This is a genomic window from Kitasatospora sp. NPDC057738, from assembly GCF_042798815.1.
GTDB classification, from domain to species: domain Bacteria; phylum Actinomycetota; class Actinomycetes; order Streptomycetales; family Streptomycetaceae; genus Kitasatospora; species Kitasatospora lactacystinica.
On record NZ_JBHVJT010000101.1, the window covers coordinates 1 to 9,927 of the forward strand.

Sequence of the window (9,927 nt, forward strand, 5' to 3'; positions counted from 1 at the left end):
GAGCCCTGGGCCCCCGCCCCTCATTGGGGGGGGCTCCTGTGTGGCATGTGCACCTGCCCCCTCCCCCCCCCCCCTCTTCCCCCCCCGTCCCCCCCCCGGTGCCGCCGGGGGGTGGCCCTCGTAGGCCCGGCCGGCGGGCAGCACGGTGACGGCGGTGGTCGGGGCGCCGGCGCCGGTGTGCAGGTCGGCGCAGACGCCCTCGCCGTGCAGCGGGGCGACCAGCGTCGGCGGCGCCTCCGGGAGCCCCGGGGGCGGCGGTCCGCCGGGCGCGGTGTGCCCGGCGAGGTCCAGGGCGCCGATCGGCGCGGGCGCCGGGGCCGCGCTGCCGTACGCCTCCTTCTGGGTGCGCGGGTCACCGAGCAGCAGGGCGTACAGGGTCGGGGTGAGCGGGGCGAGGCCGTCCTTGGTGAGCAGGTAGTGCGCGCCGCCGGGGGCCTCGAAGAGCTGGCCGATCCGGGTCGGCTTCCCGCCCAGCGCCGGGCCCGCCTCGCCGCGCCGGGCGACGGCGGGCGCCGCGAGGTCGGGCCCGGCCGGCAGCGCGTTCAGCACCCCGGCCGGCACCGGGAACGGCGTCGCACCGCCGTAGCCGAGCGCCTGGAGCGCCTGGTTGGCGGTGTCGACGCGCAGCCGCTGGCCCTGCCAGAGCAGATGCGTCGAACCGTCCGGGGCGGCGACCAGCAGACCCTGGCCGGGCGCCAGCGCCCGCCCCTCGGCCGCCGGGTCCACCAGCAGGGCGAGCTTCGGCACCGGGGTGCCGGCCGGGCCTGGCTGGGCGGTGGCGCAGACCAGCCAGGTGCCGCCCGCCAGGTCGGCGGCCGGCGGCAGCCCGTCCGGGGCGCCGACGATCCCGACCGGGGCGCCGCGCGGCGCGTCCGCGATCGACGCCCGGCTCACCTGCCGCACTGTCATCTGCTCACCGGCCAGCAGCCTGGCGCTGGTGTCGTTCAGCACCGGGTGCAGCTGCCCGCCGATGGACAGGTACCGGGCACCGGTCTCCTCGACCACCACCAGCGTGCCGGGCTTGGCCCAGCCGTCACCGCCACCGGGCCGGATCACCCCGTACACCGTGACGCCCAGCCCGATCAGCACCCCCACCGCCAGGCCCGTCATGGTGCCCCGGGTGGTGCGCCCGGTGGGGGTGTCCGGCGCGTCGGGCTCCGCCCGCAGCATGCCCGAGGCCAGCCTGCTCATCACGAACAGGTGTGCCTGCACCTGGTCGCGTCGGGACTGCATCCAGTTCCTCCCCGGTTCCTCACGGACGCACCCGCTGCTTCGCGGCCGCACCGCTGCGCGCGCCCACTACGGTCCTACGGCCCCCCGCACCGGCCGGGTTCACCGCCGCCGCCCGGGCCCACCGGGGCGGGGCGGGGTGCACCAGGACGGGGCCGGGCGCGCCAGGACCGGGCCGGCCCCCGCCCGTCACTCGCATCGGCGCCGCGAAGTGGCATGCCCGGGGTGCCTGGCCGAGGCTGGGGCGGGGGTCCCGCCTCAGAGGGGTACGGTGCCGATGTTCGAGACGAGCTTTGCCTTCCCGCGTTCGCTGGAGGAACCCGTGGCCGGCGCCCGGGGCCGGGTGGCGGTGGTCGGGGCGGGCGTCTCCGGGCTGGTGTGCGCCTACGAGCTGCAGCGCCGCGGGTTCGACGTCGTCGTGTACGAGCGGGCGAACCGGCCGGGCGGGCGGGTGCGCACCCACCGCTTCTGGGACGGCACCCACGTGGACCTCGGCGCCATGCGCATCCCCGGCAACCACCACTGCGTGCTGCACTACGTCTCCCGGTTCCGGCTGGCGACCCGCCCCTTCGTCAACGCCAACCCGCACGCCTACTACCACCTTCGCGGCCGGCGGGCCCGGGTGCAGGACGTCGCGACGCTGTTCCCCGCGTACGAGCTGCGCCCGGCCGAGCGGCAGCCCCCGGGCCCGGTGCTGGACCACCTGCTCGGCTCGGTGTGGCGCACCCTGACCGTGGAGCAGCAGCGCCGCACCCTGGAGGGCCATTGGGACGACCCGGCGCTGGAGCGGGCGGCCTCGGTGTCGCTGTGGCAGTTCGTCCACGAGCACCTGTCGCAGGACGCCTGGGACCTGGTCGGCCACGCCACCGGCCTCGCCCACTACGAGCAGTCCTCGCTGCTGGAGGTGCTGGTCGACTACTTCGGCCTGTTCCACCGCGGGCAGGTCGAGCTGGTCGACGGGCTGGAGGCGCTGATCCACGCCTTCGTCGGCTCGCTGCGCCCCGGCACGCTGCGGCTCTCCACCCAGGTCGACGAACTGACGCTGACCACGGACGGCGTCCGGCTGCACGGCCGGCGGATCGGCGCCCGGCTGCACGAGGACGTCGACTACGTGGTGTGCTGCGTCCCGGCGCCCGCGCTCGACCGGATCACCGTCACCCCGGGCCTGCCGCACGCCCAGCGGCACGCCATCCGCGGCATCAGCTACGCGAGCAGCATCAAGACCGTCCTGCACCTCACCCGCCGCCGCTGGGAGCTGGAGGACGGCATCCACGGCGGCGGCAGCTTCACGGACCTGCCGATCCAGCAGTGCTGGTACCCGTCGGACAACGCGGTGCGGGCGAAGAAGGACGGGGTCAACGGCGGTTCCGGCCCCCGCTGGGCGGTGCGCGACCCGCTGCGCTCGGCCGAGCCGACGGCCCTGCTCGGCGCGTACCTGTGGGGTGCCAACGCCCGCCGCTTCGCCGCACTGGAGCCGGCGGACCGGGACGCGCTGGTGCTGGACTGCCTGGAACGGCTCCACCCGGGCATCACGGGGGACGTGGACGACATCGTGCACTGCAACTGGGACGTGCAGACCGGCATGGGCGGCGGCGCCTTCGCCCACCTGACGCCCGGCGAGCACACCCGCTACCTGTCCGTGCTCGGCTCCCCGCACCCGGCGGGGCAACCGCGGATCTTCTTCGCCGGCGAGCACCTGTCCGGCGCCCACGCCTGGTGCCAGGGCGCGGCGCAGTCCGCCCTGGGCGCGGTGGGCGCGCTGCTCGACCGGGCCGGGCACCCCCGGGTCGCCACCCGGGTGGGGGCGGTGTGACGGAGGACGAGGCCGGTCCGGCTCCGGACCCCGCCCCGGCGCCGGACCTCGCGGACCCGGACCCGACGGACCCGGACCCCGCCGCGGACCCCGCCGCGGGCCCTGGCCCGGCTTTCGGCCGGGCCGAACTGCTGGCCCCGTTCCGGCCCGGCCGCGGCGAACTGATCGGCATCGAGGTCGAGTGCGGCCTGGTCGACCCGGTCACCGGACTGGCCGCCCGCTACGACGGCGAGCGCGGCGTGCTGGCCGTCCTGGAGGCCGTGCTGGCCAGGTGGGGCGGCGAGCGGCAGGAGGACGCCGGACGGCTCACCGGGGTCCGGCTCCCGGACGGCAGCCAGATCACCCTGGAGCACGGCGGCCAGATCGAGTACTCCTCGACGCCCGTCCCGTCCGTGGCCAAGGCGGTGGACGACATGCGCGCCGCCCTGGAGCAACTCGCCGAGCTGGTCGGCCGGTTCGGCCTCGCCCTGCTGCCCGGCGCCTACCTGCCCTTCGACCGGCTCGCCGACATGCGGTGGGTGCCGATGACCCGGGGCGCCATCATGCGGGACTACTTCACCGGGCTCGGCGAGCCCGGCAGCCGCGCCCGGTACGTGATGGCCCTGTCGCTGTCCACCCAGGTCACCCTGGACTACCTCTCCCCCGCCGACTTCACCCGCAAGCTGCGGATGCAGACCGCCGCCGCCCCGGTGGTCTCCGCCCTGCTCGTCAACTCGCCGCTGCAGGAGGGAAGCTCCTCCAGCGGACGGCTGTCCCACCGGTGCTGGGCCTGGCTGCGGATGGACCCCCGCCGGGGCGGAGTGCTGCCGCCCGCGCTGCGCCCCGACGTCACCGTCGGGTCCGTCGTCGACTGGGCGCTCGACATCCCGCTGATCCACTACCGCACCCCGGACGGCCGCTACCACCCGGCTCCACCCGGGCGCACCTTCGCCGAACTGCTCCGGCACGGCTACCCGGACGGCTCGCGGCCGACCCCGGCCCACTGGAGGTCCCACCTCAACCAGCTCTGGACCAGCACCAGGGTCCGCGACACCCTGGAACTGCGCGCCTCGGACGGCCCGCCGTACCCGTTCGTCCCGGCCGTCCCCGCGCTCTGGGCCGGACTCAGCTACCACCCCGCCTCCCTCTCCGCCGCCTGGGAGCTGCTCGGCCGCTACACCCTGCACGACCACCGGGCGGCGCTCGCCGAGCTGCCCGCCCTCGGCCTGGCCACCCGCCTCGGCGGCGACCCGGTCCGCCCGCTGGCCGCCGAGCTGCTGCGGCTGGCCCGGGCCGGCCTCGCCGCCCGGATCGCGGCCGGCCTCGAACCGCCGCACGTGCTCGGGTACCTGGACCCGCTGGAGGAGATCCTCGCCACCGGACGGACCTTCGCCGAGCAGTGCCGCGAGCGCTGGCACGGGGACCTGCGCCGCGACCCGGCCCGCTACGTCGCCGCCTACCGGGTCTGACGCCCCGGCGGACCCCCGGCGCCCCCCGGCGGACACCTCCGCGTCAGCAGTTCGTCAGCGCGGTGTCAGCAGCCCGTCAATCCGGGCCGCGGCGGCCGCGAACCGGCGGAAGCTGGACGGACCGCACCTGCACGACCCGCAGGTCCTCCCGGAGGTGAGCCGCATGTCCGTCCTCGCTGGGTTCCGTTCCGTCGTCCCCGACGTGCCCCGCCACGGCCACGGCCTGCGCACCGCCGTCGCGCGGGTGCTGGACCGGCTGGCCGCCAGCCCGCTCGACAACACCGTGCTCGGCGCGATCGGTACGCCCCGCCCGGCCACCCGCCCGTCCACCCGCCCGTCCGGCCTGCGCGCCCGGTGGCGCCCCGCGCCCCGGCCGGACGGCACCACCGCCCTCGAAGCCACCTGGCACCCGGACCGCTGACACCGCCCGACAGCCGCCCGAGCGGCGGTCCGGACGACCGTCCGAGCGGCGGTCCGCGCCCGGCGGCGGCCCGGCTCGGACCGCCATTCGGCGCAGCGCTCCCCCGCACGGCACGGCCCCGGCCCGGGGTGCGCGCCTATGGTGGGCGAATGACCGATCGTCGGACCGCCCGGCCCGGCATCGCCCGGGTGGGGCACCTCGTCGCCGCCGCCGCTTTCGCCGTCTGCATGGCGGGCACCACCCTGCCCACCCCGCTGTACGGGCTGTACCAGGAGAAACTCGGCTTCTCCGAGCTGACGGTGACGGTCGTGTTCGCCGTGTACGCCTTCGGTGTCATCGGCGTCCTGCTGCTGATCGGCAACGTCTCGGACTCCGTCGGCCGCCGGCCCGTGCTGCTCTGCGGGCTGGTCTGCTCGGCGGCCAGCGCCGTGGTCTTCCTCACCGCGGACAGCGTCGCCCTGCTCTGCCTGGGCCGCCTGCTGTCCGGGTTCTCGGCCGGCCTGTTCACCGGCACCGGGACGGCGTACGTGCTGGAACTCGCCCCGCCCGGGCACCGGGCCCGCGCGGGCTTCGTCGCGACCGCCGCCAACATGGGCGGGCTCGGCTGCGGGCCACTGCTGTCGGGCGTGCTCTCGCAGTACGCGCCCAACCCCCTGGTCCTGCCGTTCGTCGTGCACCTGGGGCTGCTCGCCGTCTCGTTCGCGCTCACCTGGCTGCTGCCCGAGACGGTCGCCGGGGCCCGCCCGCTGCGCACGGCCCGGCCCGACCGGCCGTCCCTGCCGCCGGAGGTCCGGCGGGTGTTCGTACCGGCCGCGGTCGCCGCCTTCGCCGGCTTCTCCCTGCTGGGCCTGTTCACCTCGGTCAGCCCCGCCTTCCTCGCCGTCGACCTGGGGGTCCACAACCGCGCGGTGATCGGCCTGGTGGTCTTCACGGCCTTCTTCGCCTCCACCCTCGGCCAGCTCCTGGTGCCCCGGCTCGGCACCGCCCGGGCGATCCCGCTGGGCTGCCTGGTGCTGATCGCCGGGATGGCCCTGCTGGCCGCCTCGCTCGCCCGGGAGACCGTGCTCCCGCTGGTGCTCAGCGCCCTGGTGGGCGGCGCCGGGCAGGGCATGGGCCTGCGCGGGGCGGTGGGCGAGGTGGCCGCGGCCGCTCCCGCCGAGCACCGCGGCGGCGCCCTGTCGGCGCTGTTCGTGGTCGCCTACTTCGGCATCTCGGTCCCGGTCATCGGGGTGGGCCTGCTCACCGGACCGCTCGGTCTGGCCCACGCGGGTCTGGTCTTCGCCGCCTGCATGGCCGTGCTCGCCGCCGCCTCCGGCGTCTACCTGCTGCGCCAGGCGCGCCGCGTCGGGAGCTGACCCCCGCGCGCCCCCGCGCGCCCCCGTACGCGCCCGTCGCGCGCCGCCCGCGCACGCCCGCCGGGTGCCGCCCGCACCCGCTTGCCGCGCGGGCCGGGTGCCGATAGACACGATCCAGACACGTTGCGTGACACCCGGAGGTCCCCGCCATGAGCGTGACGAACCGCTACCTGGACGCCTGGGAGGGCTTCTGGCGCGATGCGCCCGAGGAACCGGGCGCGGTGATCTGGGACGCCGAACCGGCCCTCGGCGCCGAACGCCACCTCACCCTGTTCCGCCCCCACCTGGCCGACCCCGCGCTGCCCGTCGTCGACCTGGGCTGCGGCAACGGCACCCAGACCCGCTTCCTCGCCGAGCACTTCCCGCTCGCCCTCGGGGTCGACCTGTCCGCCGCCGCGGTGGACCGCGCCCGGCGCGGCGACCCCGCCGGGCGGGCCGAGTTCACCCGCTTGGACGCCACCGACGCCGAGGCCGTCCGGGCCCTCCACCGGCGCCTCGGCGACGCCAACGTGTACGTGCGCGGGGTGATCCACCAGAGCGAGCCGGCCGACCGCCAACGCGTGGCCGAAGGCATTCGCATCCTGCTCGGGGCCCGCGGCCGGGCCTTCGTGTTCGAGCTCGCCGAGGCGGCCAAGGGCGTGCTGGAGGCGCTGGTCCGCGGCCCGTCCGGCCCGCCCCCGAAGCTGCGCCCCGTGTTCGCCCACGGACTCGCCCCCGCCGAGGTCGCCGACGCGGTCTTCCCCGAGCTGTTCCGCGCGGCCGGACTCGACGTCCTCGCCACCGGTGAACTGCCGCTGGCCACCACCGAGTCCGCCCCCGACGGCGCCCGGATCGAACTGCCCGCGCACTGGCTGGTCGCCGGGCCGCGCGGGTCCGCGCCGCTCTGAGCCCGGCGCGGCCGACCGTCCCTACTCGGGCCGGATGTTCAGGTTGCCGCGCAGGACGTTCGCCGGGTCGTAGGCCTTCTTCACGGCCGCGAGCCGGGCGTAGCGCTCCGGGCCGTAGATCTCCCGCGCCTTCCGGTCGCCCTCGCCCTGGACGTAGTTGGCGTACGCCCCGCCGGTGCCGAAGGCCTCCAGGCCCTCCACCGTCGCCCGCGACCAGGCGATGTGCTCCGCGTCGCGCGCCGGGTCGGTCCAGTGCGCCTCCGCCGTCACCTGGTAGGGGGCGGCGCGGCCGGGGAAGGCGGAGTCCTCCTCGGGGACGTCCGCGATGGCCCCGCGCAGGAACTCGAAGTCGATCGAGCAGAGCGCGGACGGGTTGGCCCTGGTCGCCTCGACCAGCCGGGCCACGGCCTCGGGCGAAAGATCCTGGAGGTAGCGGGACTTGACGAAGTACCGGTCGCCCTTGGGCTCGCTGCTGTCGCCGAGCGCCTGCAGCTGCGGGTAGGTCATGGGGATGCTGACGCGGGCCGCGGGCGCGACCTCCCGGTAGAGCGCCTCGGTCTGCGCCCGGCCCTCCTCCGGGTCCCCGGTCCACACCGCCAGGAGCAGCAGCGCGTGCCGCCCCCGCAGGTGCTCCGGTATCCACTCCTGCTCGCCCGCGCGCTTCAGCCCGCCGACGACGTGCAGGCCGGCCGGCTGCCGCGCGGTGTACGCCCGGTAGGCGGCCAGGGCCTCGGGGACGTCGTCCAGCGCGTGGACGCCCATGCTGAAGAGCGCCGGTCCGACCGGGCGCAGCCGCAGCGTGAAGCGGGTGACCACGCCGAAGTTCCCGCCGCCTCCGCGCAGCGCCCAGAGCAGTTCGGGGTGGCTCTCCTCGGTGGCCTCGACCAGCGAGCCGTCGGCGAGGACGACCTCGGCGGCGAGGATGTGGTCGCAGGTCAGGCCCCAGCGGCGGGCGAGCCAGCCGTATCCGCCGCCGAGGGCCAGTCCGCCCAGGCCGGTGTGGGAGATGACGCCGGCGGGGCAGGCCAGTTCGTACGGCGCGGTGGCCCGGTCGAGGTCGCTGAGCAGGCAGCCGCCCTGGGCCTCGGCGGTGCGGGCCTCCGGGTCGACGGTGACGGCGCGCATCGGCGACAGGTCGATCATCAGCGCGCCGTCGGCGACGGCGCTGCCGCCGACGTTGTGGCCGCCGCCGCGGACGGTGACGTCGAGGCCGTGGGCCGCCGCGTGGCGCAGCGCCTCGCTCACGTCCGCCGCGGTGCGGCAGCGGGCGATGCGGGCGGGGCGGCGGTCGTGCATCCCGTTCCACACCGCGCGCGCCTCGTCGTACCCGGCGTCGCCGGGGCTCAGCCAGTGCCCGGGCGGTGTCGCCCGTGGCAGAACGTCGTCCTCCGGCATGGCGGCACCCCCCGTGATCGATGCATGGCGTACACACGATAGGCGGCCCGTCGACACCGCGTGCGTGAAGGTTTGATGATCCATCAGGTTTCGGCCATCCTCCGTTCCGGGCCGAACCCTCCCGGACGGGTCACGCCGGCGACCCGGCCGGTCCCGATCGCCGCTGGTCAGCCTCGGACCGCCCGGCGGAGCGCTCAAGTCCCGCCGCGGACCGGGATCTTGGCGCATTTGCGGGGCCGGAGCGACGAAAGCGCTCGAACAACGGGGCCCGCCGTGTTTTGCTTCCCTGCACATGACATCGGTCGGCACGACGGCAACGGGGTGAGGGATGGCTGGGACCGAAGGCGCTCCGGACCGGCCGCGTCCGTCGGGCGTGGCCCGCTACCGCGCCCGCGGCGTCCCCGGCCTGCACGACCGCTTCATCCGCGACGCCCGCTCGCACGACTGGGAGCCGGCCGAGGTGGTCCACCGGGCCCTGCGGGACCGGACCGCGACCGCCCAGCCCTCCGAGCTCTCCTGGCTGCTCGCGAGCGGCAGCACCTACGCCGAACAGGTCGGCATGGACGTGGCGGCGGGCCTGCTGCACGCCTGCCCCGAGGGCGACATGAAGCTGGTGCTGGCCACCGCGGTGGCCGACGAGGCCAAGCACTCGGCGGTCTTCCACCGCTACGCGCACGCCGTCGCCGGGTCGGTCAAGGATCCGGGCGACGCCGTCGAGGAGCTGTCGCGCGACCTGTGGTCCCTGGACGACTACACCGCCCGCTTCCTGGCCCACACCCTGGCCGAGGGCTTCGCCGCCGACGAGTTCCGCTGGTTCGACGAGGGCCTGCGCGAGGAGGGCCTGGGCGAGGTGTACCGGCTGGTGCGCCGCGACGAGTCCCGCCACGTCGCGCTCGGCATGGCCTACCTCACCCACGGCCCCGGCGCGGACCGACTGCGCCGCATGCCCGCCGAGTTGCTGCTCGCCGCCGAACAGGTGGTGGAGAAGCACAACGACGTGGACAAGCTGGCCGCGCTGGTGCACCGGCTGCTGCCCGGTACTCCGGCACCACGGGTCGCCGCCTGGCTCCGGGCGCGGCACGCCACCCGCATGCGGGTGCTCCTGAACGTCCGGGACGACCGGCAAGAACTGTCCCGGCGCCGAAAATCCACGCGAGAACACATGGAGGTGTGATGGAGATCAAGAAGGTTGCCGTCCGCGCTGAGACCAAGGCGGCCAACAAGTACAGCGTGAGCACACGTCGCGCGAGCAAGTAACGAACACTGGTTGTACCGAGGCGGGGGGGCCCCGAGCGGGGGGGGGCCCCTCCCCCCCCCCCCCCCCCCCCCCAAAACCCCAAAAAAAAAGGGAAGCAGACCTCTGTTTTCTTCCCGCCCC

General features: G+C 75.9%; 8 protein-coding genes. 6 read left to right on the plus strand and 2 right to left on the minus strand.

Annotation, left to right across the window (positions count from 1 at the left end; translation table 11 throughout):
* Window positions 1–1,233: type VII secretion protein EccB (eccB, locus tag ACFVGO_RS35995; protein ID WP_380636337.1), on the minus strand; the 1,233-nt coding region annotated here is incomplete at its 3' end.
* 274 nt (window positions 1,234–1,507) lie between these two features.
* Here eccB and ACFVGO_RS36000 point away from each other — a divergent pair.
* From ACFVGO_RS36000 to ACFVGO_RS36020, 5 genes are all read left to right on the plus strand, one after another.
* Window positions 1,508–3,043 (plus strand): NAD(P)/FAD-dependent oxidoreductase, encoded by a 1,536-nt coding sequence (locus ACFVGO_RS36000; RefSeq protein ID WP_359912568.1) that lies wholly within the window; start codon window positions 1,508–1,510, stop codon window positions 3,041–3,043.
* Window positions 3,040–4,491, plus strand: coding sequence for a glutamate-cysteine ligase family protein (locus ACFVGO_RS36005; protein WP_359912565.1), 1,452 nt, complete (start codon window positions 3,040–3,042; stop codon window positions 4,489–4,491). Before ACFVGO_RS36000 ends, ACFVGO_RS36005 begins: the two co-directional genes overlap by 4 nt.
* 163 nt (window positions 4,492–4,654) lie before the next feature.
* On the plus strand, window positions 4,655–4,912 hold the full coding sequence (locus tag ACFVGO_RS36010; protein ID WP_380636339.1) for a hypothetical protein: 258 nt from the start codon (window positions 4,655–4,657) through the stop codon (window positions 4,910–4,912).
* 149 nt (window positions 4,913–5,061) lie between these two features.
* Window positions 5,062–6,267 (plus strand): MFS transporter, encoded by a 1,206-nt coding sequence (locus ACFVGO_RS36015; protein WP_359912559.1) that lies wholly within the window; start codon window positions 5,062–5,064, stop codon window positions 6,265–6,267.
* A gap of 149 nt (window positions 6,268–6,416) precedes the next feature.
* A complete protein-coding gene (locus tag ACFVGO_RS36020; protein ID WP_359912556.1) occupies window positions 6,417–7,154 on the plus strand; it encodes a class I SAM-dependent methyltransferase in 738 nt (245 codons plus the stop codon).
* 21 nt (window positions 7,155–7,175) lie between these two features.
* Here ACFVGO_RS36020 and ACFVGO_RS36025 read toward each other — a convergent pair whose 3' ends face one another.
* Window positions 7,176–8,549 (minus strand): FAD-binding oxidoreductase, encoded by a 1,374-nt coding sequence (locus ACFVGO_RS36025; protein WP_380636341.1) that lies wholly within the window; start codon window positions 8,547–8,549, stop codon window positions 7,176–7,178.
* A gap of 328 nt (window positions 8,550–8,877) precedes the next feature.
* On the opposite strand from ACFVGO_RS36025, the gene ACFVGO_RS36030 reads away from it, so the two are divergent.
* Window positions 8,878–9,723 carry a ferritin-like domain-containing protein gene (locus ACFVGO_RS36030; protein ID WP_359912550.1) on the plus strand — a complete coding sequence of 282 codons (846 nt, stop codon included), beginning with the start codon at window positions 8,878–8,880 and terminating at the stop codon, window positions 9,721–9,723.
* Window positions 9,724–9,927: the final 204 nt, after the last annotated feature.

Excerpts from the sequence above, each read along its gene's own strand:
- ACFVGO_RS36010 (WP_380636339.1), top strand. The coding sequence starts at position 4,655 with ATGTCCGTCCTCGCTGGGTTCCGTTCCGTCGTCCCCGACGTGCCCCGC.
- ACFVGO_RS36000 (WP_359912568.1), top strand. The coding sequence starts at position 1,508 with ATGTTCGAGACGAGCTTTGCCTTCCCGCGTTCGCTGGAGGAACCCGTG.
- ACFVGO_RS36020 (WP_359912556.1), top strand. The coding sequence starts at position 6,417 with ATGAGCGTGACGAACCGCTACCTGGACGCCTGGGAGGGCTTCTGGCGC.
- ACFVGO_RS36030 (WP_359912550.1), top strand. The coding sequence starts at position 8,878 with ATGGCTGGGACCGAAGGCGCTCCGGACCGGCCGCGTCCGTCGGGCGTG.
- ACFVGO_RS36025 (WP_380636341.1), bottom strand. The coding sequence starts at position 8,549 with ATGCCGGAGGACGACGTTCTGCCACGGGCGACACCGCCCGGGCACTGG.
- ACFVGO_RS36015 (WP_359912559.1), top strand. The coding sequence starts at position 5,062 with ATGACCGATCGTCGGACCGCCCGGCCCGGCATCGCCCGGGTGGGGCAC.